This window comes from Symbiopectobacterium sp. Eva_TO, assembly GCF_053848865.1.
On record NZ_JBSPEY010000004.1, the window covers coordinates 1,978,875 to 2,004,865 of the forward strand.

Below are 25,991 nucleotides of genomic sequence, written 5' to 3' on the forward strand. Positions count from 1 at the left end.
AATGCTCAACCAGACTCACTGTTTGACTACGATATTTTCCTGCGCCGGGTCCACGTGCCCCATGTGCAGCTTTTCCGTTGCGATACGCTCCACCCGACTGTGATCGCCCAAGGCGTTCTCTTCCAGAATCAGGTTTCGCCATTCGATATCCAACGCATCACGCTCCAACAACAACTGCTCGCGCTGTGCGGTCAGCAAGCGCGTCTTGTGCGCGGTCGTCACCACCAGCACAGCAGAAACCAACGCACCAATCAGCAGCAGCAGTGGCAATTTGCCGTGACGAAGAATGTCCTGGCCGATAATGCCTGCCAGGCTGTGCCGCTCGTTGCTTATCATTCCGCTAGCCGTTCCGCGATACGTAACACAGAGCTACGCGCTCTCGGGTTTTCTGCCACTTCCGCTTCCGGCGGCATCATCTTGCCTACCGTTTTCAGCGTTTGACCGCCTTGCGCACGCAGTTGTGCTTCAGTAAGCGGGATCCCGGCTGGCACCTGTGGCCAACGGCTGTGATGACGCATAAAACGCTTCACAATACGATCTTCCAGCGAATGAAAACTGATGATCGACAAGCGGCCCTGCGGTGCGAGTGCCGTCAGCGCGCCGTTCAGCGCCTGCTCGATCTCATCCAGCTCACTGTTGATATAGATACGGATTGCCTGAAAACTGCGGGTTGCCGGGTGCTTATGCCGCTCTTTGATCGGGCTCGCCGCCGCAATCAGCGCCGCCAACTCGCCTGTGCGCGTCATCGGTTCTGTGCTGTTACGTTCCACAATGGCGCGCGCAATCCGCTTGGCAAACCGCTCTTCTCCAAAGGTTTTCAACACCCAGGCAATGTCATCGACTTCTGCCGTTTGCAACCATTGCGCCGCTGACTGCCCGCGCGTCGGGTCCATGCGCATGTCCAACGGGCCATCGCGCATAAAGGAAAAACCGCGTTCAGGATCGTCCAGTTGCTGCGAAGAGACGCCCAAATCGAGCAACACGCCGTCAATACGCCCGGTTAACCCCAGGGTCTCCACGTAACTTGCCAGCGCGGAAAAAGGTCCGTGAACAATAGAAAAACGGGAATCTTGAATCGCCTCTGATGCCGCTATAGCTTGAGGATCGCGATCGATAGCCACAAGGCGTCCTTCCGGTCCGAGACGGGAAAGGATCAGCCGCGAATGGCCACCACGGCCAAACGTGCCATCGATGTATGTGCCGTCAGCGCGGATATTGAGGCCATTAACCGCTTCATCCAACAGCACAGTGGTGTGTTTATAATTTTCCGGCATGTATTTCTTTCAGCATGACTACAGTGATAAATCCTGCAATCTCTCGGACAACGGGGCGTCAGAGAATTGCTCAGCGTCAATATCGTCCTTGACCTGTTGATACCAGGCCTGCTCATCCCACAGTTCAAACTTGTTGAACTGGCCGACCAGCATCACTTCTTTCGTCAGGCTCGCATGTTGCCGTAGCGTGCTGGCAATCAGCAGACGCCCGGCATTGTCCATCTGGCATTCACTGGCATGCCCCAACAGCAACCGCTGCACGCGGCGCTCAGCGGGATTCATGCTCGACAGACGTGACAACTTTTGTTCAATGATTTCCCACTCAGGCAGGGGATAAAGCAGCAGACAGGGCTGATGGAGGTCAATGGTGCAAACCATCTGACCTTGCGATGTCTCTGACAGCGTTTCCCGATAACGGGTAGGAACGGCGAGCCGACCTTTACTGTCGAGGTTAATCAGCGTAGCCCCACGAAACATGCTCGAGTTACCCCTTCATGACCCTTTTCACCACTTTATCCCACAAATTCCCACATTGATGAGTTTACGGAGGGTATGAAAACCTTGTCAAGCCAGAGCGGACGCGCTTTGGAATTATTTCTGCCTAAACACGGACATGAATGGCATAAAATGGAATAACAGACGAAAATTAAGGGAGATTAACGCCATGAAAATTTGAGGAAAAATTATTTATGTATAAACAATCAGAAAGAAAGAGTAATAATTTCTCATTTTTACTTAAATTTACCATTAATCATAAAACGCTTGTGTCACCGTCGCCGTATTCCTCCTCCAGGCTTTGTTGAATAATAGGGAATCGTGCTGTTTTACTATGCCCATTTTGGTAGAAAATGCTTATCACCTCAGGCATTCCGTTTTCTCATGATGCTTAACTGCATGATTTTACGTTGCTGGAAACAATCGTTTTACTGGGCTGGTAGCATAAAATCTGTTTATTCAACAAAGCCCCTCCTCCATCACCCGAGCACGGCGCTTGCCCGCTGCGCACTCCAGACCATATCGTTATACACATCTTTCTAACGCACTTTTTAATCAATGAGTTACGGGTTTATCTCAGAGTGGCATTTTGAACCTCAAAAAGCCAATGGGATGGCTTGAATGCCTTAATTCACGGGGTTCTGAGCATCCTGTTCAAAAAATGGCCAAAAGATGTGTATAACGATATGACTCCAGACCGATATCGGTCACATTTTTACCCAATGATATCGTTCATTCCATTCTACTGTTACAACAATGTCGGCACGCTATTCTATTTTCTTTTTGGCAATAATGCCGCCAATTTTTCTTTATTTAAGGTTACGAAAAACAATTGAGGCTTTTTACCGTTAACCACTAAGTTCGTCGGTTAATTATTATATTATAAGAGTATTCCTAAAACCCATGTGTTCCACGCTGTTATTTGGGTTAAGCGGGGACTTTTGCCCACCGAAAAATTAGTCGCCAAACGCAAAAGCACAACAAATTGTTTATAAACATAATTTCTCCTACTGCCGCGCTTAATAAACCGCCATGCCACCTTTCTTCTATAAAGTAGCGTCCATAAGAAAAAAGCATGAAAAAATAAAAAGTTATCGCTACTTACAACTTCAACATCCAGTGAAGTACACTACGCACATAAAATACACCGACATAATTAACTAAATTTAACCCAATTAACTGCATACCCTAAATAATTCGAGTTGCAGGAAGGCGGCAAGCGAACGAATCCCCAGGAGCTTACTCAGGTAAGTGACTGGGGTGGGTGAACAAAGCCAACGCACCTGCAACTTAAAGTATGACGGGTATATAACGGAGTCTCTCTGCATGTTCTCCCCTGAATCCCGATTGCGTAGTGCGGTAGCGGACACAGTCGCTATGGTAATCTACTATTTTATAACGGGTATGCTGATTGAGATCTTGCTGATGTAGCCCCCTGTAACACCAGACAGTAGCTGTATCTCCAGATAAGAGATAGGCTTAGATATATGTCTAACAATCATGCTAATTTTGAAATGACCGGGATCCTGTTAGGGCAAGAAGTCCGTAAGCGTAAAACTCCGCAAGAGAAAATCGCCATCATTCAGCAGACAATGGAGCCGGGGATGAACGTCTCCCATGTAGCCCGCCTGCATGGCATCCAGCCCAGCCTTTTGTTTAAGTGGAAGAAGCAATACCAGGAAGGAAGCCTCACCGCCGTTGCGGCCGGAGAAAAAGTGGTTCCAGCTTCGGCGCTGGCGACTGCCCTCAAGCAGGTCCGGGAGCTACAGCGCCTTCTGGGTAAGAAGACGATGGAAGTTGAGATCCTCAAAGAAGCAGTGGAGTACCGCCAGTCGCGAAAATGGATAGCGCACGCGCCCTTGTTGCCAAAGGACGGGGAATAGCTCTGGTCAGCCGCGCCATGAGCGTGTCGCGTGCGCAGCTGTCACTGCGGGTTAACCGTTCTGCCGACTGGCTGGACAGGCGCAGCAACCGGCGTAATGACGAAGCTGATGCTGAGATATTATCGGACATCCTCCGTATCATCAGCGACATGCCCAGTTACGGTTACCGCCGAGTGTGGGGTATCCTGCGTAAGCAACGTCGTGCAGAGGGATTTCCACCGGTGAACGCCAAACGGCTTTACAGGATAATGAGCGAGCATAACCTGCTGTTGTTGCATGATAAAACTGAACGTCCGAAGCGGGAGCATAAAGGCAAAATCGCGGTAGCAGAGAGCGATATGCGCTGGTGCTCAGATGGCTTCGAGTTCGGTTGTGACAACGGCGAGAAGCTGCGGGTGACGTTCGCACTGGACTGCTGCGACCGGGAGGCCATAGACTGGGCAGCGAGCACCAGGGGTTATGACAGTTCAACCGTGCAGGATGTGATGCTGAGGTCGGTGGAAAAACGCTTCGGTAGCGCGCTGCCGGATAAACCAGTGCAATGGCTGACGGATAATGGTTCAGCGTACACAGCGCATGAAACGCGGAAGTTCGCCAGAGAACTGAATCTGGAGCCCTGCACAACAGCAGTGAGCAGTCCACAGAGTAACGGCATGGCAGAACGGTTCGTGAAGACGATGAAGGAAGATTACATCGCCTTCATGCCAAAACCCGATGTGCGAACAGCGCTGAAGAATCTTGCAGCGGCGTTCAATCATTACAATGAAAACCATCCGCACAGTGCGCTGGGATACAACTCCCCAAGAGAATATCGGCGCCAGCGGGCATCGTTAACTTAAGATACAAAAGCTGTCCGGAGATGTAGTGGTCAACTAATATTGGCCACCGCATTAGACTGTATGTAGAACAGTCGCTCAGATTCGTTTGGAGTTAAGCCGCCGTTATACCAGTGAGGCCGGATAGCGCTGTAATACCCCGTGATGTAGCGGATAATCGCGTCCTGGGCTTCGCTGAAGCTGTTGTAACCCTTTGTCGGCACCCATTCTGTCTTCAGGCTGCGGAAGAACCGCTCCATTGGCGCATTATCCCAGCAGTTACCCCGCCGACTCATACTCTGCTTTATCCGGCAGCGCCACAGGGCTTGCCGGTATTGACGGCTGGTATAGTGGCTGCCCTGGTCGCTGTGGAACATGACTCCTGTTGGTTGTCCCCGGAGTTCCCAGGCCATCTGCAACGCTTTAACTGTCAGCGCCGAGTCCGGCGACGTCGACATGGCCCAGCCCACCGGTTTGCGGGCGAACAGGTCTAGCACCACCGCAAGGTAAGCCCAGCATTTGCCCGTCCAGATGTAGGTCACATCGCCGCACCAGACCTGATCCGGCGCGGTAACCGCGAACTGGCGGTTGAGATAGTTCGGTATTTCAACGTGTTCATTGCCGCCGCGTTTGTATTTGTGAGCCGGTCGCTGGCAGCTGGCGATACCCAGCTCCTTCATCAGCTTGCCAGCCAGCCAGCGCCCCATTTTGACACCAGAGCTGCCGGTGACGATGGTCGCGATACTTCGAGCGCCGGCAGAGCCGCCGCTGGCGTTCCAGGCTTCCATGACGCGACTACACTTAACCACGCGCTCACCGTCGGGTTCATTAGCGGAAGCCTGCCAGTGCCTGTAGCTGCTGCGATGTACCTCAAAAGTTTGGCACAACGCCGTGACCGGGTATCGCGCCCTCAGCCTGTCGACTACCGTGAACCGTTGAGTGAGTCCGACATTAAGAGCGCCGTAGCCTTTTTTAGGATTTCGTTCTCCATTTCAAGGCATTGGACTTTTTTCTTCATCTCACGCAGCTCGAGCTGTTCAGGGGTAAGAGGAAGTCCCGTTGGCGTTTTTCCCTGTCGTTCAAGGCGAAGCTTATTGACCCAGCGACTAATGGCAGAATGGCTGACATTAACCGCCTCTGCGGCCTTAACGTATGTGTAGCCGTGGTCGACAACCAGCTTTGCGGCTTCGAGCTTAAATTCCGCCGTAAAATGTTTACCCATGAGGTCACCTGTCGTGTTGATGAGGTGAGCATATCACCTCCGATCAGGTGGCCAGTATCAGTGTGCCACTACAAGATGGTGGGTCAAGATCAGATTGAGATCTTGCTGTCTGGCATGAGCTTCCAGCAGTCGCTCTCTTCGCGACTGGTGTCGATCCCCGTTAATATTGTTATTGCCTAGCCCTAAGGTGTATTAGTCGCGACTTGCTCTGACACTGGACCTTGAAAGGTTGAGAGTTACCGGTTTTGATATGGGTGTCGAATCCTTATACAAAACACGAGGTAACTCTCATGCTTCATACTAACAATCCCATCATCAAACACAAAGCCGGCCTGCTCAATCTCGCCGAAGAACTCGGTAACGTATCAAAAGCCTGTAAAATCATGGGGGTGTCACGCGACACGTTTTATCGCTATCAGGAACTGACGGCAGAAGGCGGCATTGACGCTCTGGTTAACCAAAACCGCCGGGTTCCCAACCTGAAAAACCGTGCTGATGAAGCCACTGAACGTGCGGTTGTTGATTACGCCATTGAGTTCCCGGCTCATGGCCAGCACCGGACCAGTAATGAGCTGCGTAAAAAAGGCGTCTTCATTTCTGGCAGCGGTGTGCGCTCCATCTGGCAACGACACGATCTGGAAAACTTTCGTAAGCGCCTGAAGGCACTTGAGGAAAAAGTTGCCAGAGAAGGCATCGTACTTACTGATGCTCAAATCGCTGCACTGGAGAAGAAGGCGCACGACGACGAAGCCTGTGGTGAAATAGAGACTGCTCACCCGGGTTATCTGGGGTCGCAGGACACCTTCTACGTGGGTAATCTGAAAGGTGTTGGCCGTATCTACCAGCAGACGTTCGTGGATACGTACTCGAAAGTGGCGCACTGCAAGCTTTACACGAGTAAAGCACCGATCTCTGCCGCCTACCTGCTCAATGATCGCGTGCTGCCGTTCTACGAAGCTCAGGGGCTGCCAATGCTAAGAATACTGACGGACAGGGGGACGGAGTAATGCGGTAAAGTGGAACAACATGACTATCAGCTGTACTTGGCTATCAACGATATAGACCATACGAAAACGAAAGCGATGTCTCCGCAGACAAACGGTATCTGCGAGCGCTTCCATAAAACTATTTTGCAGGATTTTTATCAGGTTGCGTTCCGTAAGACGTTATACGAGGACCTAGAAAGTCTACAAAAGGATCTGGACAACTGGTTGTGGCATTACAATAATGAGCGAACTCATCAGGGTAAAATGTGCTGCGGGCGTACGCCAATGGCCACGTTACTTGATGGTAAACGAGTCTGGGCAGAAAAAAATCTGAACCAGATTTAATCTGACAGACACCTGTATAAATAACCGGTAACTGTCAGATCAGGTCTGAGCTAATACACCTAAGGCCATATCGTTATACACATCTTTCTAACGCACTGTTTAATCAATGAGTTACGGGTTTATCTCAGAGTGGCATTTTGAACCTCAAAAAGCCAATGGGATGGCTTGAATGCCTTAATTCACGGGGTTCTGAGCATCCTGTTCAAAAAATGGCCAAAAGATGTGTATAACGATATGACCTAAGGCCTGTACCGCGATCGTATCCTGCGTCTGTCTCAGCGCTTCACGACGCACGGTACCTGGGTAAAAAATCTGGCAGACCTGTTTGCCTACGTCAGCTTTCAATCACCGGTGTATGTTGCCATCCTGTGGTTTATTGGTGCCAACCCACAGCAGATCGTCGCAGCAGTAACCAGCAATGTGTTGATATCTATGGTTATGGGTGTCGCCTACGGCTATTTTCTCGATTACTGCCGCCGTCTGTTTCGCGTCGCCGTACCGGTCTGAACGTCAGGCCGAGACCGTAACTACCGCCAAATACAGGCAACAAAAAAGCCATCCTGATACCGGATGGCTTTTTATTAGGAATAATCCCAAACTAACGACGACTGAGTGAACCGCGCCGATAGAGACTGCGCCGAATGCGCGTCAAACCGGGCTTAGGCTTCTTAGGTTCATCGAGACTTGCCAGCACCAACTCCAACACTCGCTCAGCCACTTCGCGATGACGTTGCGCCACGGAGAGCACCGGGCACTCGAGGAAATCGAGCAGTTCGTTGTCACCAAACGTGGCAATCGCCAAATTGTTCGGCAGCCGTCCGCTCTGCTTCAGCGTAATATCCATCACCCCTTGCAACAGCAGAAACGAGGTAGTGAATAGCGCCTGCGGCATCGGGTGGTGCTGCAAATACTCTTCAAACGCCGTCGCCGCCGCTGAGCGTTCGTAGCTGTTGGCATAAAGGAAATTCACCTGACGCGGATCCTCTGCCCACGCCATACGAAACCCTTGTTCGCGCAGGAAACTCACCGAAAGTTCCGGCAACGCCCCGAGGTAGAGTACTGACTCCGCTGGAATCTTGCGCAGTTCCTGCGCCAGCATTTCCGCATCCTCACAATCGGCCCCCACTACACTTGTGAAGTGTTCGCGATCCAACGCGCGATCCAGCGCGATAATCGGCAAGCTGTCTCCAGCCCAACGCTGATAGAACGGATGCTCCGGAGGCAACTCTGTCGACACGATAATGGCATCAACCTGACGTTGCAGCAGATGCTCAATGCAGCGCATCTCGTTATCCGGCTGATCTTCAGAGCAGGCAATCAGCAATTGATAACCGCGCTGACGCGCCTGACGCTCCAGATAATTGGCAATTTTGGTATAGCTGGTGTTTTCCAGATCCGGAATCACCAGCCCGATAGAACGGGTACGCCCAGCGCGTAATCCAGCAGCCACCGCATTGGGATAATAATTATGCTCACGCACCACCGACATCACTTTTTCTACCGTTTTATCACTGACGCGGTATTGTTTGGTCTTGCCATTGATAACGTAGCTGGCAGTAGTGCGTGAAACGCCCGCAAGGCGCGCGATTTCATCCAGTTTCACGTTAGCCCCTTTAAATAAGCTGGAAAATAAAAAATAAGGATGTCTATATTTTAAGCATGGATATCGTATAGATCTAACCGCAGAAGCTGGCATTCAGCAACCGCTTTATTGTTGTTCAGGGTTATAGAGAGAAAAATAAAAAGCTCACCGACACAGTGAGCCCTCAGACTGCTGGAAAGCCTACCAACCTCTTCGTCATCCTCGCCGTAGGCCGGGGGCCTCGGGCAGAATGAACGCGTTTAGCCTGTATGAGATTCCCGCCTGCGCGGGAATGACCGTTTTAGGTAGGTTTGCCAGCAACCTCAAGGTTCACCGACACAGTGAACCTCTTTATCATAGATCAGCGGAAGGAAAATTAGCGCATAATCTTATCGCCGCGTGATACGCCGACAATACCCGAACGCGCCACCTCGACAATTTCAGCCACATCACGCACCGCGCTCAGAAACGCATCCAATTTGTCACTGGTTCCCGCCAACTGCACGGTGTAGAGCGTTGCCGTGACATCCACAATCTGCCCACGGAAAATTTCCGTGCTGCGTTTCACTTCTTCCCGGCTATAACCCATATCGTTATACACATCTTTTGGCCATTTTTTGAACAGGATGCTCAGAACCCCGTGAATTAAGGCATTCAAGCCATCCCATTGGCTTTTTGAGGTTCAAAATGCCACTCTGAGATAAACCCGTAACTCATTGATTAAACAGTGCGTTAGAAAGATGTGTATAACGATATGGCTATAACCCACCTCGTTATACACAAGTCCGCAACGCCTTATATGCCAAGGGTTAGCGGGCTGAAATAGGCAGCCGGTGGGGTTGTAAATGAAGTGAAACCGACGTGTACTATCGCCATTTACGGCGCTGAAAAATGACACGGGATTCAGATGGCTGGGCACACCAAGAACTGGAAGGGGTAAATCTTGGTGACACGAGGCTCAATAAGCGTGCCAAAGGGCTTTTGATACGGCTGGCTGAGAATCCGCAAGCCAGCATTCCGCATGCGTGCCTCGGATGGTCTGAGACGCTGGGTGCTTACCGCTTCATGGAGAACCAAGCATTCGAATGGCGAGACATTCTGCAACCTCACTGGCAGCGTACGCAGGAAAGGATCCGAGAACACGAGGTTGTGCTGTGTATCCAAGACACTACCGAGCTTGACTTCAACGGGCAGCAAATCCAAGGCTTGGGTCCTTTGAACTACGAAGCCAGGCGTGGTCTGTACCTGCATCCGACCTACGCGGTCAGTCCGGATCGCGTGGGGTTGGGCGTACTGGATGCGTGGATGTGGGCAAGAGAGCCGAAGGATGCAGACGGAAAACGCGATGGGCTCAAGGAGAGTACGCGCTGGCTCGAGGGATACGAGCGAGTTGCTGAACTCGCCTCGGAGTTGCCAAACACACGTCTGGTGTACTTAGCCGATCGCGAAGCGGATATCAAGGCGTTGATGCAGCTCGCTGATGACCTTGGCACTCCGGCTGACTGGTTGATCCGCTCGACTCATAATCGCAGTCTGGACTGTAATGAGAAGCTTTGGCAGAAGGTTGGAAAGACCGTGCCGGTGGGAGAAATCCAATTCGTTATGGCGGCTCGCGCGGGGCAGAAGGCGCGTACGGTGAAACAGGCGCTGCGCGTGAAGCGAGTGTCGCTGCGTTGCGGGTTGGCAGTGACTTGTGTGATAGCCAAGGAAATTGAGCCGCCAGCAGGCGTGAAGCCGGTCGAGTGGCGGTTGCTGAGCAATCGCGTACCTGAAGGACGAGAAGATATCGTGGAGCTGATCGACTGGTATCGGGCTAGATGGGAAATCGAGATGTTCTTCAATGTGCTGAAGAACGGCTGCTGTGTCGAAGCGTTACAGTTATCGACCGTGGATCGCATTGAGCGGGCATTGGCGCTGTTCATGATCGTGGCATGGCGCATCGCCTATTTAATGCGTATGGGACGAACCTGTCCAGAGCTGGACGCAATGTTGTTCTTTGATTCCGACGAGACTCATGGCGCTTACCTACTGATGAACAAGCGTATGCCCAAGGGCCGCCCTAAGCTAAACGAAGTATTGCGCTTAGTTGCGCAACTGGGAGGCTTTCTTGCTCGAAAAGGCGACGGTGAACCAGGCGCAAAAACTATCTGGAAAGGCTTGCAGAAAGTCATGACGGCCGCCGAAACGCTCCGCGCGCTCAGGCACGAACAGAGATGTGTATAACGAGGTGGCTATAACCTGTATTAGTCGCGACTTGATCTGACACTGGACCTTGAAAGGTTGAGAGTTACCGGTTTTGATATGGGTGTCGAATCCTTATACAAAACACGAGGTAACTCTCATGCTTCATACTAACAATCCCATCATCAAACACAAAGCCGGCCTGCTCAATCTCGCCGAAGAACTCGGTAACGTATCAAAAGCCTGTAAAATCATGGGTGTGTCACGCGACACGTTTTATCGCTATCAGGAACTGGCGGCAGAAGGCGGCATTGACGCTCTGGTTAACCAAAACCGCCGGGTTCCCAACCTGAAAAACCGTGCTGATGAAGCCACTGAACGTGCGGTTGTTGATTACGCCATTGAGTTCCCGGCTCATGGCCAGCACCGGACCAGTAATGAGTTGCGTAAAAAAGGCGTCTTCATTTCTGGCAGCGGTGTGCGCTCCATCTGGCAACGACACGATCTGGAAAACTTTCGTAAGCGCCTGAAGGCACTTGAGGAAAAAGTTGCCAGAGAAGGCATTGTACTTACTGATGCTCAAATCGCTGCACTGGAGAAGAAGGCGCACGACGACGAAGCCTGTGGTGAAATAGAGACTGCTCACCCGGGTTATCTGGGGTCGCAGGACACCTTCTACGTGGGTAATCTGAAAGGTGTTGGCCGTATCTACCAGCAGACGTTCGTGGATACGTACTCGAAAGTGGCGCACTGCAAGCTTTACACGAGTAAAGCACCGATCTCTGCCGCCGACCTGCTCAATGATCGCGTGCTGCCGTTCTACGAAGCTCTGGGGCTGCCAATGCTAAGAATACTGACGGACAGGGGGACGGAGTACTGCGGTAAAGTGGAACAACATGACTATCAGCTGTACTTGGCTATCAACGATATAGACCATACGAAAACGAAAGCGATGTCTCCGCAGACAAACGGTATCTGCGAGCGCTTCCATAAAACTATTTTGCAGGATTTTTATCAGGTTGCGTTCCGTAAGACGTTATACGAGGACCTAGAAAGTCTACAAAAGGATCTGGACAACTGGTTGTGGCATTACAATAATGAGCGAACTCATCAGGGTAAAATGTGCTGCGGGCGTACGCCAATGGCCACGTTACTTGATGGTAAACGAGTCTGGGCAGAAAAAAATCTGAACCAGATTTAATCTGACAGACACCTGTATAAATAACCGGTAACTGTCAGATCAGGTCTGAGCTAATACATATAACCCGTGGCCTGCAATTTCACCAGCATGATTTCACGCTCAACGTGCGAACCCTGACCCAGTTCGCTCACGCGCAGCACGTCAACCAGCTTGTGCAGGTGCTTCTCAATCTGTTCGATAACCTTGGCATCGCCCACCGTCTGAATGGTCATACGCGACAGCGTTGGATCGTCGGTTGGTGCCACCGTCAAGCTTTCGATATTATACCCGCGCTGGGAAAACAGGCCGACAACACGCGACAATGCCCCAGATTCGTTTTCCAATAATACAGATAAAATCCGGCGCATGATCAGGTCCTCTCCGTTTTGCTTAACCACATTTCATCCATGCCGCCACCGCGTACTTGCATCGGATAAACGTGTTCACTGCTGTCGATAGTGATATCCAAAAACACCAGACGATTTTTCACCGCCAGCGCGTCGCTCAGCTTGCTTTCCAATTCCTGCGGCGACGTAATGGCAATACCAACGTGCCCGTAGGCTTCCGCCAGTTTGATGAAATCCGGCAGCGACTCCATGTAGGAGTTGGAATGTCTTCCGGAGTAGATCATGTCCTGCCACTGCTTCACCATGCCAAGGAAGCGGTTGTTGAGGTTAATCACCACCACCGGCAAATCGTATTGCAACGCCGTGAACAACTCCTGGATGTTCATCTGGATACTGCCATCACCCGTCACACAAATCACCGTTTCTTCCGGCAATGCCAGTTTGATACCCAGTGCCGCTGGCAGGCCGAAGCCCATGGTGCCGAGACCACCGGAGTTGACCCAGCGACGAGGCAGATCGAACGGATAGTAAAGCGCTGCGAACATCTGGTGCTGCCCTACGTCCGATGCCACATAGGCTTTGCCGTCGGTCAAACGGTGCAAGGTTTCAATCACCGCCTGCGGCTTGATCTTGTCGCTGTCTAACGGATATTTCAGGCATTGGCGCGCACGCCACTGCTCAATGCGCTGCCACCAGTCGCGCAGCGCGTCAAAATTCTGCTGCGTTTCGCCCTGAACCAGCAGTTCCAGCATCAGCGCCAGCACCTGGCGCGCATCCCCAACAATGGGAATATCCGCATTGACCGTTTTCGAAATGGAGGCCGGATCGATATCGATATCGATATGCAGCACAGTGGCATTCGGGCAGTACTTCGCCAGATTGTTGGTGGTGCGATCGTCAAAACGCACGCCGACGGCGAAGATCACGTCGGCATTGTGCATCGCCATGTTGGCTTCGTATGTGCCGTGCATGCCAAGCATGCCCAGACACTGACGGTGCGTCCCCGGAAAACCGCCCAATCCCATCAGAGAGTTGGTGACCGGCAGGTTCAAACGTTCTGCCAGTTGGCGCAGTTCTTCATGGCACTCCGCATTGATAACTCTGCCACCCGCGTAAATGATCGGTGACTGGGCGTTTAGCAAGGTTTGCAGCGCACGACGAATTTGCCCCTTATGCCCTTGAATCGTCGGGTTGTAGGAACGCATGGTGACCGCATCGGGATAGAGATACGGCAGTTTGTTGGCCGGACTCATCACATCTTTCGGCAAATCCACCACCACTGGGCCGGGACGCCCACTTGATGCCAGATAGAACGCCTTTTTCAGCACCGTGGGCACATCTTCAGCCTGTTTGACCAAGAAACTGTGCTTCACCACCGGACGAGAAATACCGACCATGTCGCATTCCTGAAACGCGTCGTAACCGATAAGCGAGGTGGCTACCTGCCCAGACAACACCACCATCGGGATGGAGTCCATATAAGCGGTGGCAATACCGGTAATCGCATTGGTGGCACCCGGACCCGAGGTGACCAGCACCACGCCGACATCACCGGTGGCGCGCGCGTAACCATCGGCCATGTGCACTGCACCCTGCTCGTGGCGCACCAGAATATGGTCAATACCGCCCACGATGTGTAGCGCATCGTAAATATCCAATACTGCCCCGCCCGGATACCCGAACACATATTTCACGCCCTGATCGATCAACGATCGAACCACCATCTCGGCGCCTGACAACATCTCCATGGGATTGCCTCTTTTCGTTCTGAGAGCGGCATCGCGGCACTGGCATCACAGCGCGACACGCGTCATTGTCTTATCCAGAATTTGAATATAGCCGATTACCATAACGTTAGACGATGGCACAGGCAAACAAGGCTGAAGCGAGGAAAAAACAAGTGGAAACGGGTTTACACCGCCAGAAGGGATTCGACTGAGATAAAACGCTAAACGGCGTCATCGCGGATAGTGATTATTCCGCGATGACAGCCAATTGCAGCGGGAAATTTTCAGCAAAAAAGTTAAAAATTCGGGTAATGACTCCAATTAGTAGAACATGTGTTTTTCGATGAAGGCTCCGATAACTTTTTCGTGGATCTCGACGGAGCGCGAGAAGCAAATCGTTTTACGCGCCAGTCGTTTAATGCGGGTACGGAGCGTCAGGTTATTGCGCTCTATGCGTTGCGTGAAGATCTTGCCAGTCAGATGTTTCTGCTTCGGAACCTCTCTTGCATAGCTGCCCCAGTTGTCACTGGTAATCATGCCGATGTTGAACGGTGTCAACAGAGCCAGCAATTCACGGCAGGTCTCATCGGTTCGGGGGCCAAAAGTGTAGGCCAGAACACCGCCCGTTTTGGTATTGTAAGCCTACCAGAGCCAGTGCTGTAGCGCCTGACTGCCAACGAAGCTCCATTGCTCATCAAGTTCACAGATAAGGGCGACGTCGGCGTGAGCAACGGGAGAAGACGTTATCCTGCGGGGCGAGAGCTTTTTAAAGCCCGGATGACCGTATTGATGCCGATTTTCAACGTTCTGGCGGTATCGCGAACACCGGCACCGTTGAAGGCCATATCAACGATCTGCTCTTTGACTCCCGGCTTTCGCGCTTCATAGCGGTAGGTAAGCTGGAATACACGGCGACAGCACTGACAACGGAAGCGTTCGCGCTTAGTTGGACTAAGGCCATGTCGATAAACTTTATCTGAATGGCAGCGAGGGCAATGAACAAAAACAGTAACCACGTGGAAACCTCAAATAGCGGCAGAATATCACAAAAGCCAACTATTTGAAGGTATTACCAAAATTCGTGTATCTCACCCGCAGCAAGTTACTCGGGGTTATTCGCCGTACATGGCATCAATTTCCAGCTGATAGCGCTGGGCGATGATCTTACGCCGCAGTTTTAATGTCGGCGTTAACTCCCCGCTCTCCATGGAGAAAGGGGTCGCCAGCAGGGTAAAGCGCTTGACCTGTTCGACGCGTGACAGCTCTTTTTGCATCTCGCGCAGACGCTGTTCAAACAGTTCGATAATGTGGCTATGACGTAACAATTCGAGGCGATCGTGATACTTGAGATTGGCCGATACCGCGTACTCTTCCAGCGCTTCAAAGCAAGGGACAATCAACGCAGACACGTATTTGCGCGCATCGGCAATCACCGCCACCTGCTCGATAAAGCGGTCTTGACCCAAGGTGCCTTCCAAGTGCTGCGGCGCAATATATTTTCCGCCGGAGGTTTTCATCAAGTCTTTCAGGCGCTCGGTGATATACAGGTTGCCCTCGGCATCCAGCTTCCCGGCGTCACCGGTTTTCAGCCAGCCATCGGCGGTGAAGGCTTCAGCGGTTTCCTGCGGACGGCGGAAATAACCGCGCATCAGCGTAGCGCCGCGCACCTGTATTTCGTTTTCGTCACCAATGCGCACTTCGATACCCGGTAGCGGCGTGCCGATCGAGCCCAGCCGCACATTATCCGCTTCCCAGCACGATACCGTGGCTCAAGTTTCCGTCATGCCGTAACTGTAAATAACGCGAACGCCCATCGACTGGAAAAACAGAATGATATTCTCATCCAGATGCGCGCCAGCCGCAGGAATAAAGCGAATCTTACCGCCCAGCAGGTGGCGCAGCTTGGTCAGCACCAGCCGATCGGCGACGCGATGCAGTAGCGCATGCAACGGTGAACGTGATTTACCTGAAATACGAGCCAGAAACGTCTTGCGTCCCTGCTCGATGGCCCAGTTAAACAGCGTGCGACGATGCCAAGGTGCCTGCGCGACTTTTTCGTGAATGGCGCTATACACTTTCTCGTAGAAACGCGGCACCGCACACATCACCGTCGGTGAAACGGCCTGCATCGCATTGCGCACCAGATTGGTGTCGGTCAAATAGACGTTTTGTGCACCGGTGTGCATCATGTAAAACGACCAGGCGCGCTCAAACACGTGAGAGAGCGGTAGGAAGCTCAGAGAGATATCGTCCTGCGACACACACAGGCTCTCATCGTGCAGCTTCAGCACCATCGCCATGTTAGCATAATCCAGCATCACCCCTTTCGGCTCACCGGTCGTGCCGGAGGTGTAGATCAACGTGAAGAGATCGTCCAGATTACGCTCATCAATGCGCTGTTGCAGCGCAGGCTGCCAGTAGGCGTCATCCACATCGGCCTCAAACGCCGCCAGCGTCAGCGCAAATGGGCAGTGATGCAGATTCACATTGTCATCGAGCACGATGATGCGCTTAAGCTGCGGACACTCCGGCAGCAGCGCCAATATCGCATCATACTGAGGCTGAGAACCGACAAAAATGGTGCGAATATCCGCGTCATTGATGATAAACGCAGCCTGTGTCGCCGTGTTGGTGGCATAAATCGGGACGGTCACGCCACGCACGTACAGCGTCGCGAGATCTGCCAGCGGCCAGTTGAGGGAATTATGAGAGAACAACGCGACACGCTCTTGGGCATCAATCCCCAGCGAGAGCAGTGCACTGGCAATGCGACGAATACGCGCACCGGCCTGAAACCAGGTAAGCTGCGTTTCGCCAGAGGCAGACCATTCACGCAGTGCGGTACGGCCGGAACAATGAGCAATCTGGTGTTGGATGCGTTCAACCAAATGGTATTGCGACAAATGGGTAGACATAAAAAATGAGCCTGGGAAATTTCAGCGTACAACTGTTTATTATTTTGGCGCAGTCTACTGATCTTGCCAGAAACCGCAACGATCTTTCACATTGACATGATGGAAGGTTGACGCCACGCACATCTGCCCATTTGCGCGCCCCACGTGACGACTGCAACGCAAACGGTTTCGTCGCGACCGGGAACGAACACCGTTCGATGATCACAAATGCTTGACATACCCACAAGAATCAAGTACCAATAAAAGCACGAGCGATGCCATTCCCGCGATTAAGCGGTATGTGGCAAATTTTACAGCTAACCGGATCAGACGAGATAGCATGTTCAAACACACTTTCCTACTAGGCCTACTACTACACGCATCAACATTGCGCGTTATGCCTGTGGGTGAAAGTCAGAGCTGATTTCACGTTACACAGAATGAAGAACCCGCGCCGATGCGCGGGTTTTTTTTACCCGTTCGGCGCTCGAATAAACACGATAAGGAATCTTTCCAATGAGCCAGCAGGTCATTATTTTCGATACCACATTGCGTGATGGTGAGCAGGCATTACAAGCCAGTCTGAGTGTAAAAGAGAAACAGCAAGTGGCCTACGCGCTGGAAAGATTGGGCGTGGACGTGATGGAAGTCGGCTTTCCGGTCTCTTCGCCGGGCGATTTCGAATCGGTACAGACCATTGCGCGTCAGATTAAAAACAGCCGAGTGTGTGGTTTGACCCGCTGCGTCGATAAAGACATCGATGTCGCAGCTGAAGCGCTGCGCGTTGCCGAAGCCTTCCGCATTCACGTATTCCTGGCCACCTCTACGCTGCACATCGAATCCAAACTGCGTTTGTCGTTCGAGCAGGTCATTGAGAAAGCGGTTCACTCCGTCAAACGGGCGCGTAACTACACCGACGACGTAGAGTTCTCCTGTGAAGATGCTGGCCGTACGCCTATCGATAACCTGTGCCGTATCGTTGAAGCCGCAATTAACGCCGGTGCTACCACCATCAACATCCCTGACACCGTGGGTTACACCACGCCGTATCAGTTCGGCGGCATCATCACTACGCTGTACGATCGTGTGCCGAACATCGACAAAGCGATTATTTCCGTGCACTGCCATGACGATCTGGGGATGTCGGTTGCCAACTCCATTACTGCGGTGCAGGCTGGCGCACGTCAGGTAGAAGGCACGTTGAACGGTTTGGGCGAGCGCGCAGGCAACACCGCGCTGGAAGAAGTGATAATGGCGATCAAAACCCGTCAGGATTTGCTGAACGTCCACACCAATATCAATCATCAGGAAATCTATCGCACCAGCCAGTTGGTGAGCCAGATTTGCAATATGCCAATCCCCGGCAACAAAGCGATTATCGGTTCTAACGCATTCGCCCACTCCTCCGGTATCCATCAGGACGGCGTGCTGAAAAACCGCTCTAACTACGAAATCATGACGCCGGAATCCATCGGGCTGAAAGAAGTGCAGTTGAACCTGACCTCCCGTTCTGGCCGCGCGGCAGTGAAACACCGCATGGAAGAGATGGGCTATAAAGAAAGCGATTTTAATCTGGACCAGTTGTACACCGATTTCCTGAAGCTGGCCGACAAAAAAGGTCAGGTGTTCGACTACGATTTAGAAGCATTGGCCTTTATCAACAGCCAGCAGGAAGACGAAGAGTTCTATCGTCTGGATGCCTTCAACGTGCAGTCTGGCTCCAACACGATTGCCACCGCGTCAGTGCAATTGGCCTGTGGTGGCGAGGTGCAAGCCGAAGCCGCTACCGGCAACGGACCGGTCGATGCCGTCTATCAAGCGATTAACCGCATCACGGGCTACGGCATTGAACTGGTGAAATACCAGTTGTACGCTAAGGGCCAGGGACGTGATGCACTGGGGCAAGTGGATATCGTCGCCGCTTATCAAGGCCGCCGCTTCCACGGCGTGGGCCTGGCGACCGACATCGTCGAATCCTCCGCCAAAGCGATGGTCAACGTATTGAACAACATCAAACGCGCACAGTTGGTAGAACAAGAAATTCAGCGTTTGCAGCACCACAACAAACAACAAAATAGCCAGGAAACAGTGTGATGACAAAGAGTTACCATATCGCCGTCTTACCCGGTGACGGCATCGGCCCGGAAGTCATGGCGCAAGCCCATAAAGTATTAGACGCGGTTCGCCAGCGTTTCGGTTTGCGTATCACCACCAGCGAATATGACGTCGGCGGCATCGCCATCGACCGCCAGGGCACACCACTGCCAGCCGCCACCGTCGCCGGTTGCGAGCAGGCTGACGCCATTCTGTTCGGTTCGGTTGGCGGCCCGAAATGGGAGCATCTGCCGCCGGCTGAACAACCGGAGCGCGGCGCATTGCTGCCACTGCGTAAGCACTTCCGTCTGTTCTGCAACCTGCGCCCGGCGCGTCTGTATCAAGGGCTGGAAGCCTTTTGCCCGCTGCGTAGCGACATCGCTGCAAATGGTTTCGACATTCTGTGCGTGCGCGAACTGACCGGCGGTATCTACTTCGGTCAGCCGAAAGGCCGTAAAGGCAGCGGCCAGCACGAGCGTGCGTTCGACACCGAGGTCTATCACCGTTTCGAGATCGAGCGTATCGCACGTATTGCCTTTGAGTCGGCACGTAAGCGTCGCAGCAAAGTCACGTCCATCGATAAAGCTAACGTACTGCAAAGCTCCATCCTGTGGCGTGAAATCGTCACCGAAGTCAGCAAGGTCTACCCGGACGTGACGCTGGCGCACCTGTACATCGACAACGCCACCATGCAGTTGATCAAAGATCCGTCCCAGTTCGACGTGATGCTGTGCTCCAACCTGTTTGGTGACATCCTGTCTGACGAATGTGCGATGATCACCGGTTCGATGGGTATGCTGCCTTCCGCCAGCTTGAACGAACAAGGTTTCGGTCTGTACGAACCAGCGGGCGGTTCTGCGCCTGATATCGCGGGCAAAAACATCGCTAACCCGATCGCACAGATCCTGTCACTGGCACTGTTGCTGCGCTACAGCCTGGAAGCCGATGATGCGGCCAACGCCATCGAAAACGCGGTAAACACCGCACTGGCCGAAGGCTATCGTACTGGCGATCTGGCGGGCCGTGACGGCAAAGCCATCAGCACCGACGAAATGGGCGATGCCATTGCCCGCTTTGTGGCGCAAGGGGTGTAACCATGAGCAAGACCTTATACCAGAAGTTGTTTGATGCCCACGTGGTGTACGAAGCACAGAATGAGACGCCGCTGCTGTATATCGACCGCCATCTGGTGCATGAAGTCACTTCTCCGCAAGCTTTTGATGGCCTGCGTGCCATGGGGCGCAAACTGCGCCAGCCGGGCAAAACCTTTGCCACCATGGATCACAACGTGTCCACCCAGACCAAAGATATCAATGCCTGTGGTGAAATGGCCCGCATCCAGATGCAGGAACTGATCAAGAACTGCGCCGAGTTTGGCGTGCATTTGTACGACCTGAATCACCCGTATCAAGGCATCGTCCACGTTATAGGGCCGGAACAGGGCATGACCCTGCCGGGTATGACGATTGTGTGCGGCGATTCCCATACCGCTACCCACGGAGCCTTTGGCTCACTGGCATTTGGGATCGGCACCTCCGAAGTGGAACATGTGATGGCGACGCAAACCCTGAAGCAGGGTCGTGCCAAAGCTATGAAAATTGAAGTAACAGGCCAAGCCGCGCCCGGCATCACCGCAAAAGACATCGTGCTGGCGATTATCGGTAAAACCGGCAGCGCAGGCGGTACGGGTCACGTGGTGGAATTCTGTGGCGACGCCATCCGCGCGTTGAGCATGGAAGGCCGCATGACGTTGTGTAACATGGCGATTGAAATGGGCGCAAAGGCCGGTTTAGTGGCACCGGATGAAACCACGTTTGCCTACCTGAAAGGCCGCCAGTTCGCACCGAAAGGGGCCGATTGGGACGCTGGAGTAGCGTACTGGAGCACGTTGAAATCCGACGCAGATGCGGTGTTTGACACCGTCGTCACATTGAATGCCGCCGATATCGCACCGCAGGTAACCTGGGGTACCAACCCCGGGCAAGTAATCGCGGTGAACCAGAATATCCCCGATCCTGAATCCTTCAGCGATCCGATTGAGCGTGCCTCTGCCGCCAAAGCGCTGGCGTATATGGATCTGCAACCGGGTATCAAGCTGACCGATGTTGCCATCGACAAAGTGTTTATCGGTTCCTGTACTAACTCGCGTATCGAAGATTTGCGCGCCGCCGCCGCTATCGCCAAAGGGCGTAAAGTGGCCGACGGCGTGCAGGCTATCGTGGTGCCGGGCTCTGGCCCGGTGAAAACCATGGCGGAGCTGGAAGGTCTGGACAAAGTGTTTATCGAAGCCGGTTTCGAATGGCGTCTGCCGGGCTGTTCCATGTGTCTGGCGATGAACAATGACCGCCTGAACCCCGGTGAGCGCTGTGCATCCACCAGCAACCGTAACTTTGAAGGCCGTCAGGGGCGTGCGGGCCGTACTCACCTGGTCAGCCCGGCGATGGCTGCCGCCGCCGCCGTGACAGGGCATTTCGCGGATATCCGCGAATTACCTTCGTCCGCGAATTAATAAGGAGACGCCTGATGGCTAAATTTACCCAACATACCGGGCTAGTCGTGCCGCTGGACGCCGCCAACGTGGACACGGACGCGATCATCCCCAAGCAGTTTTTGCAGAAAGTGACGCGTACCGGCTTCGGCCAACATCTGTTTCACGACTGGCGTTTTCTGGATGACGCTGGGCAGCAGCCCAACCCGGAGTTTGTGCTGAATAAACCGCGCTATAAAGGTGCCACCATCCTGCTGGCGCGCGAAAACTTCGGCTGTGGCTCCTCCCGTGAGCATGCCCCCTGGGCACTGGCCGACTACGGTTTTCACGTGGTGATCGCGCCAAGCTTTGCGGATATTTTCTACGGTAACGCGTTTAACAACCAGTTGCTGCCGGTAAAACTGAGTGATAGCGATATCGACGACCTGTTCAAACTGGTCGACGGTACACAGGGCATCACCTTTACGGTGGATCTGGAAGCGCAGACGGTCGACGCTGGCGGGAAAAAATACCCGTTTGAGATAGACAGCTTCCGCCGCCACTGCATGCTCAACGGGCTGGACAGCATCGGTTTGACGTTACAACACGAAGAAGCCATTGCGCGCTACGAACAGCAGCAACCGGCCTTTTTGCGTTAAGTCACAAGGCACCGCTCTGCGGTGCCTTACTGACAATTTCACCTACCTCGATCATGCCCGTCCACCTCCGTCATTCCCGCTCAGGCGGGAATCTTTTGCAGAAGTAACGCGTTTCTTCTCACAAAGATCCCTGACTTTCACCGAGGATAACGGGAAAGTAGCTTTGCCTGTTATTTTACAGCCCCATCCCTTCGCCAAACGCCTCTCTCAGCGCATCGACAAAGCAACGGATCTTAACCGTTTGCCGCCTTGCCGCAGGCACCAGCACATGCATCGGGCGGGCTGGACCTTCATAGTCCGGCAGAACCTGAACCAAACGTCCGGCTTCAATCTCTTTGCCCAACACATCGGCGGGACCCAAGGTGACGCCATAACCTTCGATTGCCGCAAACAGCAGCGCTTTCCTATCATTGGCGCGAAACCGTCCGGTTGGCCTGACTTCTTCGATCTACCCATCACGCTGGAACAACCAGCGGCACGGCACAGTGGGCGTCCATTCGCCGTACACCAGACAAGCGTGATGCGCCAAATCGCTGGGTTTTTCAGGGAAACCCTCGTGCACCACATAAGTGGGTGATGCGCAGGCAATCAGCCGATAGGGTCTTAACGGCCAGGCGATCATCGAACTGTCGGCCAGTTCACCGATGCGCACGATCACTTCGAAACCTTCCTCAATCGGGTCGACCATGCGATCGTTAAGCGTCAGTTCGATCTGCGTACCCGGATAACGATCGAGATAGCGGGTAATAAAGGGCGCAAGTGCATAAGCGCCAAAGGTAACGGGCGCATTAACCCGAATGGTCTCCGACGGCGTTGCTTTCATCTCCAGCGCAATCGCTTCTGCCACATCGACCTCCGCCAACACTATCTTACAACGTTCGTAATAGCTGCGGCCGATATCGGTCAAACTTTGACGCCGCGTGGTGCGGTTGAGCAATCGAGCCCCCAGACGTGCCTCTAGCCAGGCCACATGCTTAGCCACCCCTTGCGGAGAAAGGTGTAACACCTCGGCCACCGCAGCAAAAGAGCCCAGCTCAGCGGCTTTAACAAAGATGTGCATGCTGGTCAGCCTGTCCATCATTCACTCCAATTGGTTGTTTATTTATATGTCATTTGTGATTTTATCTTATTTTAGTGGTGAATTACGCTCCCTGTTGATGAATGACGCAACAGGAGATCAGCATGAAAATAGGCATTATTGGCGCAGGCTTTGTCGGACGAACGATTGCCACGCTCGCGATTAACTCCGGACATCAGGTGATGCTCAGTAACTCACGTGGCCCGCAAACGCTGTTTAGCTTCCGCTCGATGGTAGGCTGTCAGGCTGGAACGGTTGAAGAGGCCATTAAGTTTGGTGATGTAGTGGTGATAGCCGTTCCGCTGACGGCAATCGATCGATTGCCTGCCGCGCTGCTGGCGGGCAAGCAGGTGCTCGATGCGGTCAATTATTACCCGGAGCGTGATGGTCAGGTTGATGTGCTCGACAGTGCACAAACCACCACCAGCGAACTACTGGCACGCCATTTACCCGGAGCCCTCATCACCAAGGCGTTCAATGCTATTCAGATGACGCAATTGGAAAGCGATGGTTTACCGGCGGGCAGCCCCAACCGTCGCGCATTGCCACTGGCGGGGGACAATGCGCAAGGCAAACAGATTGCCCATGAATTGTATGAAGCTTTCGGTTTTGATGCGGTCGACGTTGGCGCGCTCACCGAAGGATGGCGCTTTGAACGGGGCACTCCTGCTTACTGCGTGCGCATGACCAAAGAGGCGTTGCTGGCGGCACTGGAAGGCGTACAACGCAACTGATGGGCAATAAAAATGCCAGCGGCGCAGGCCGCTGGCTGGTGAAAAGCACCATTACTCAGAAGTTTCTCTACTACCAGAACAGCACTAGAGCCAGTTCCGGTACTCTTCTTCCGACATCGCATCGGTATGCCATTGCGTCACTTGCTGTAACAACGCCAGCCTTTGCTGAGCGCTGATCCTCCTCAGCCAGCAGCCAGGGCAATGCAAGAAGTAGTGCCGGTAAAATTGATTGAGCCGTGAAATCGCCATTAGCCACCTCCGTGCTTTCCTTGTTGTGCAGTATCGCCGTAATATAGGGAAAGATAAATTGATGACTTTGGTTCGCGGAGTTCCTCTTTTATGTCGTCGACACGTTTGCAACAGCAGTTTGTCCGCCTCTGGCAGCGCTTTCAGGGGCAGGATACCGACACCACGCTTGAAGAGCTGGCCGGGGTATTACTCTGCTCGCGCCGCCATATCCGTTCACTGCTCGGAGCCATGCAAAAAGAGGGGTGGCTGCTGTGGCAGGCGGAAGCGGGACGCGGAAAACGCTCCCGTCTCAGTTTTATCTATACCGGCTTAACGTTGCAACAACAGCGCGCGGAAGACTTGCTGGAGCAGGATCGCGTCGAGCAGTTGATCCAGTTGATCGGTGATAAAGAGACGGTACGCCAGATGTTGCTTTCCCACCTGGGCCGTCGTTTTCGCCAAGGGAAACATCTGTTGCGCGTGCTTTATTATCGACCACTGCGCAACCTGCTCCCCAGCTCCGCACTGCGACGCTCTGAGATGCATATCGTCAGGCAAATCTTCTGCGGGTTAACCAAGATAAATGAGGAAAACGGGGAAATCGCACCGGACCTCGCGCACCACTGGCAGCAAATTACGCCACACCGCTGGCGTTTTTATTTACGCCCGGCGATCCGCTTCCACGATGGACGCGAGCTGGTGATGAAGGATGTGATCGCCTCGGTGATGCGGTTGACATCGCAGGCATTATTCTCACACATCACACGCGTGACCTCCCCTATTCCCTTTGTGATTGATGTGGAACTGAGCGAACCCGATGGTTGGCTCCCCTGGCTGCTCGGTAGCGCGCATGCCATGATCCTGCCCCACGACTGGCAGACACAGGCCGATTTTGCGCGCCACCCTGTCGGCACCGGCCCCTATGCGGTGGAGAAAAACAGCGACAGTCAGCTGAAAATAAAAGCCTTTGATGACTATTTCGGCTACCGGGCGCTGATCGATGAGGTCAATATCTGGGTGTTGCCAGACGCCTCCGAAGAGCTGCCGGTGTCCATTCAGGTACAAAGCAACACCTCCACGCGCGACGAGCTGGAAAGCCGCATGGAGGAAGGATGCTATTTCCTGCTGTTTGACACCCGCTCTGCGCGAGGCGCAAACAGCGAGGTGCGCCGCTGGATCAGCCAGATCTTCCACCCTATCACGCTGCTCAGCCAGACGACGAGCACCCACCGACATAGCTGGTCGCCAGCGTACAGCTTACTGCCTCGTTGGCATCATCAACGTTTTGAGAATAAACCACTGAAACCTGCTGGCCTGACTGATATCACCCTGACGTTTTATCAGGAGCACCCCGAGTACCGCATCATTGGCGAGCTCATGCATGACCTGCTGGCACAACAGGGAGTGACACTGCACATACAGAAAGTCGAATACGAACAATGGTATCTGGGAGAAGCGGAAAGCGACATCTGGCTGAGCAGTGTCAACTGCTACCCTCCACTGGAGTTTTCGCTGTTCGCCCTGCTGTATGAGTTACCGCTGCTGCGTCACTGCCTGAGCGATTCGTTACAACAAGACGCACAGCGCTGGCACGCTCAAACGCTCTCTATCGCCGACTTCAGCCAGCGCCTGATTGACAGCGGTGAGATCCACCCGCTGTTTCACCACTGGTTACAGTTGCAGGGACAGCGCAGCATGCGCGGCGTGCGCATGAACATGTTGGGCTGGTTCGACTTTAAATCCGCCTGGTTTGTGCCGCCGGAGCACGACGCCGACTTTCCCTGATGCTACAAACCCTTT

General features: G+C 53.3%; 16 protein-coding genes and 9 pseudogenes. 13 read left to right on the forward strand and 12 right to left on the reverse strand.

Features of this window, described 5'->3' with window-relative positions; translation table 11 throughout:
- Window positions 1-15 precede the first annotated feature (15 nt).
- Genes ftsL through mraZ form a run of 3 tightly spaced genes read right to left on the reverse strand, consistent with a single transcriptional unit; the run spans window position 16 to window position 1,751 of the window.
- Window positions 16-336 (reverse strand): cell division protein FtsL, encoded by a 321-nt coding sequence (ftsL, locus tag ACWWJF_RS12415; protein WP_222158201.1) that lies wholly within the window; start codon window positions 334-336, stop codon window positions 16-18.
- Window positions 333-1,274, reverse strand: coding sequence for a 16S rRNA (cytosine(1402)-N(4))-methyltransferase RsmH (gene rsmH / locus ACWWJF_RS12420; RefSeq protein ID WP_455869620.1), 942 nt, complete (start codon window positions 1,272-1,274; stop codon window positions 333-335). Before rsmH ends, ftsL begins: the two co-directional genes overlap by 4 nt.
- Window positions 1,275-1,292: 18 nt before the next feature.
- On the reverse strand, window positions 1,293-1,751 hold the full coding sequence (mraZ, locus tag ACWWJF_RS12425; RefSeq protein ID WP_455869621.1) for a division/cell wall cluster transcriptional repressor MraZ: 459 nt from the start codon (window positions 1,749-1,751) through the stop codon (window positions 1,293-1,295).
- A gap of 1,344 nt (window positions 1,752-3,095) precedes the next feature.
- Between mraZ and alaE (ACWWJF_RS12430) the strand changes: the two are divergent.
- Both alaE (ACWWJF_RS12430) and ACWWJF_RS12435 read left to right on the forward strand, forming a co-directional pair.
- Window positions 3,096-3,194 (forward strand): annotated as a pseudogene (gene alaE / locus ACWWJF_RS12430) (L-alanine exporter AlaE); the annotation flags it as partial.
- An 89-nt stretch (window positions 3,195-3,283) separates the two neighbouring features.
- A protein-coding gene (locus ACWWJF_RS12435; protein ID WP_455871061.1) for an IS3 family transposase occupies window positions 3,284-4,491 on the forward strand; the annotation gives its coding sequence in 2 pieces (ribosomal slippage) (window positions 3,284-3,605 and window positions 3,605-4,491; 1,209 coding nt in all).
- A gap of 29 nt (window positions 4,492-4,520) precedes the next feature.
- Here the strand turns inward: ACWWJF_RS12435 and ACWWJF_RS12440 are convergent.
- Window positions 4,521-5,689 (reverse strand): IS3 family transposase gene (locus ACWWJF_RS12440; RefSeq protein ID WP_455868400.1). Its coding sequence is split into 2 segments (ribosomal slippage): window positions 4,521-5,434 and window positions 5,434-5,689, totalling 1,170 coding nucleotides; the frame shifts between segments, so codons are not numbered across the junction.
- Window positions 5,690-5,764: 75 nt separating this feature from the next.
- Here ACWWJF_RS12440 and alaE (ACWWJF_RS12445) point away from each other — a divergent pair.
- The 3 pseudogenes from alaE (ACWWJF_RS12445) to alaE (ACWWJF_RS12455) form a co-directional block, all read left to right on the forward strand.
- Window positions 5,765-5,866: pseudogene (alaE, locus tag ACWWJF_RS12445) on the forward strand (L-alanine exporter AlaE); the annotation flags it as partial.
- A 113-nt stretch (window positions 5,867-5,979) separates the two neighbouring features.
- A pseudogene (locus ACWWJF_RS12450) lies at window positions 5,980-7,020 on the forward strand (IS481 family transposase).
- A gap of 243 nt (window positions 7,021-7,263) precedes the next feature.
- Window positions 7,264-7,527, forward strand: a pseudogene (gene alaE / locus ACWWJF_RS12455) (L-alanine exporter AlaE); the annotation flags it as partial.
- A 91-nt stretch (window positions 7,528-7,618) separates the two neighbouring features.
- Here alaE (ACWWJF_RS12455) and cra read toward each other — a convergent pair.
- Together cra and ilvN (ACWWJF_RS12465) are read right to left on the reverse strand one after the other, a co-directional pair.
- The gene (cra, locus tag ACWWJF_RS12460; protein ID WP_455869622.1) at window positions 7,619-8,623 is read right to left on the reverse strand and encodes a catabolite repressor/activator; all 1,005 of its coding nucleotides are present in this window, start codon (window positions 8,621-8,623) and stop codon (window positions 7,619-7,621) included.
- Between the two features lie 355 nt (window positions 8,624-8,978).
- Window positions 8,979-9,188: pseudogene (gene ilvN / locus ACWWJF_RS12465) on the reverse strand (acetolactate synthase small subunit); the annotation flags it as partial.
- 305 nt (window positions 9,189-9,493) lie between these two features.
- Between ilvN (ACWWJF_RS12465) and ACWWJF_RS12470 the strand changes: the two are divergent.
- Complete coding sequence (locus ACWWJF_RS12470; protein ID WP_455869047.1) at window positions 9,494-10,825, forward strand: IS4 family transposase; 1,332 nt, start codon at window positions 9,494-9,496, stop codon at window positions 10,823-10,825.
- A gap of 118 nt (window positions 10,826-10,943) precedes the next feature.
- Window positions 10,944-11,984: an IS481 family transposase gene (locus ACWWJF_RS12475; protein WP_455869623.1), complete on the forward strand. Its 1,041-nt coding sequence runs from the start codon at window positions 10,944-10,946 to the stop codon at window positions 11,982-11,984.
- Between the two features lie 59 nt (window positions 11,985-12,043).
- On the opposite strand, the pseudogene ilvN (ACWWJF_RS12480) reads toward ACWWJF_RS12475, so the two are convergent.
- From ilvN (ACWWJF_RS12480) to ACWWJF_RS12495, 4 genes and pseudogenes are all read right to left on the reverse strand, one after another.
- Window positions 12,044-12,331 (reverse strand): annotated as a pseudogene (gene ilvN / locus ACWWJF_RS12480) (acetolactate synthase small subunit); the annotation flags it as partial.
- A gap of 2 nt (window positions 12,332-12,333) precedes the next feature.
- On the reverse strand, window positions 12,334-14,058 hold the full coding sequence (ilvI, locus tag ACWWJF_RS12485; protein WP_455869624.1) for an acetolactate synthase 3 large subunit: 1,725 nt from the start codon (window positions 14,056-14,058) through the stop codon (window positions 12,334-12,336).
- A gap of 300 nt (window positions 14,059-14,358) precedes the next feature.
- A pseudogene (locus ACWWJF_RS12490) lies at window positions 14,359-15,053 on the reverse strand (IS1 family transposase).
- A gap of 96 nt (window positions 15,054-15,149) precedes the next feature.
- A pseudogene (locus ACWWJF_RS12495) lies at window positions 15,150-16,952 on the reverse strand (AMP-dependent synthetase/ligase).
- 495 nt (window positions 16,953-17,447) lie between these two features.
- Between ACWWJF_RS12495 and leuA the strand changes: the two are divergent.
- Genes leuA through leuD form a run of 4 tightly spaced genes read left to right on the forward strand, consistent with a single transcriptional unit; the run spans window position 17,448 to window position 22,151 of the window.
- Entirely contained in the window at window positions 17,448-19,025 is a 1,578-nt protein-coding gene (gene leuA / locus ACWWJF_RS12500; protein ID WP_455869625.1) for a 2-isopropylmalate synthase, read from the forward strand.
- The gene (leuB, locus tag ACWWJF_RS12505) at window positions 19,025-20,119 is read left to right on the forward strand and encodes a 3-isopropylmalate dehydrogenase (RefSeq protein ID WP_455871062.1); all 1,095 of its coding nucleotides are present in this window, start codon (window positions 19,025-19,027) and stop codon (window positions 20,117-20,119) included. Before leuA ends, leuB begins: the two co-directional genes overlap by 1 nt.
- A gap of 2 nt (window positions 20,120-20,121) precedes the next feature.
- Entirely contained in the window at window positions 20,122-21,534 is a 1,413-nt protein-coding gene (gene leuC / locus ACWWJF_RS12510; protein WP_455869626.1) for a 3-isopropylmalate dehydratase large subunit, read from the forward strand.
- A 14-nt stretch (window positions 21,535-21,548) separates the two neighbouring features.
- A complete protein-coding gene (gene leuD / locus ACWWJF_RS12515) occupies window positions 21,549-22,151 on the forward strand; it encodes a 3-isopropylmalate dehydratase small subunit (protein ID WP_455869627.1) in 603 nt (200 codons plus the stop codon).
- Between the two features lie 175 nt (window positions 22,152-22,326).
- Here the strand turns inward: leuD and ACWWJF_RS12520 are convergent.
- Window positions 22,327-23,229: pseudogene (locus ACWWJF_RS12520) on the reverse strand (LysR family transcriptional regulator).
- Between the two features lie 104 nt (window positions 23,230-23,333).
- On the opposite strand from ACWWJF_RS12520, the gene ACWWJF_RS12525 reads away from it, so the two are divergent.
- Window positions 23,334-23,963 carry an NADPH-dependent F420 reductase gene (locus ACWWJF_RS12525; RefSeq protein ID WP_455869628.1) on the forward strand — a complete coding sequence of 210 codons (630 nt, stop codon included), beginning with the start codon at window positions 23,334-23,336 and terminating at the stop codon, window positions 23,961-23,963.
- 84 nt (window positions 23,964-24,047) lie between these two features.
- Here ACWWJF_RS12525 and sgrT read toward each other — a convergent pair whose 3' ends face one another.
- Window positions 24,048-24,212 (reverse strand): glucose uptake inhibitor SgrT, encoded by a 165-nt coding sequence (gene sgrT, locus ACWWJF_RS12530; protein ID WP_455869629.1) that lies wholly within the window; start codon window positions 24,210-24,212, stop codon window positions 24,048-24,050.
- A 90-nt stretch (window positions 24,213-24,302) separates the two neighbouring features.
- Between sgrT and sgrR the strand changes: the two genes are divergently transcribed.
- Complete coding sequence (gene sgrR, locus ACWWJF_RS12535; protein ID WP_455869630.1) at window positions 24,303-25,976, forward strand: HTH-type transcriptional regulator SgrR; 1,674 nt, start codon at window positions 24,303-24,305, stop codon at window positions 25,974-25,976.
- The last annotated feature ends 15 nt before the right edge of the window (window positions 25,977-25,991 follow it).